The 928-nt window shown below is 76.2% G+C and carries 1 protein-coding gene; it reads right to left on the reverse strand.

Annotated elements, in window-relative coordinates; all coding sequences use genetic code 11:
• The coding region (locus EF903_RS33040) for a TIM-barrel domain-containing protein (protein ID WP_312845990.1) at positions 1-928 on the reverse strand (928 nt) is incomplete at both ends.

A 928-nucleotide genomic window follows, 5' to 3' on the forward strand; every position in this document is an offset into this window, starting at 1 on the left:
CCCCCGTACCGCTGCATGCCCGCCCACCCCGAACGCGAGAACAGGAACGGCCGCTCGCCCGGCCGCAGCCGCACCAGGCCCTCCCAGCCGGCCCGGGCCATGTTGAGCGCGTACACGTTGTGCGCGGCCCGGTGGTCGCCGCCCTCCCCGTCCAGCCCGTGCCGCGCCGACCGCGGCAGGGTGGTCTCCCCGAACGGCGCGAACGACACCGGCTCGTTCATGTCGTGCCACACCCCCGAGAAGCCCTGATCGAGCCTCTCCGCATACAGCCCGCCCCACCACGCGCGCACCTCCGGGCGGGTGAAATCCGGATAGGCGCACCGACCCGGCCACACCTCGCCCCGCACCTCCCGCCCCGCCGCGTCCCGTACGAACGCCCCGTGCGCGCCGACCGCCCGTCCCGCCGCGTGCACCGCGTCGCCCACCTTCACCGCCGGGTCGACGATCGACACGAGCCGCACCCCGGCGCCGTCCAACTCCCCGGCGAGCCCGGGCAGGTCGGGGAAACGCTCCCGGTCCACGGTGAACACCCGGTGCCCGTCGTAGTGGTCGATGTCCAGGTGCACCGCCGACAGCGGCAGCCCGCGCGACCGGTACCCGGCCACCACGCGCCGCACCTCGTCCGCGCTGCCGAACCCCCAGCGCGCGTGCTGGTACCCCAGCGCCCAGGCGGGCGGGACCGCGGGAGCGCCGGTCAGCGCCGCCCAGCCCCGCAGCACCCGCGCCGGGGTGCCCGCCAGCACCCAGCAGCGCAGCGGGCCGCCGTCCATGCGCAGCTCACACGTACCGGGGCGGTCCGGGCCCGACCCGGCACCCTCCTCCCCCTCGCGCAGCAGCACCCGCCCGTCCCAGGTGTTGTCGTGGAAGACCAGGTGCGTGCCCGCGTCCGCGACGACCAGCTGCACGGGCATCGTGATGTACAGCGGGT

The sequence above is a fragment of the Streptomyces sp. WAC05292 genome (assembly GCF_003949955.1).
In the GTDB taxonomy this organism is placed as follows: Bacteria; Actinomycetota; Actinomycetes; order Streptomycetales; family Streptomycetaceae; genus Streptomyces; species Streptomyces globosus.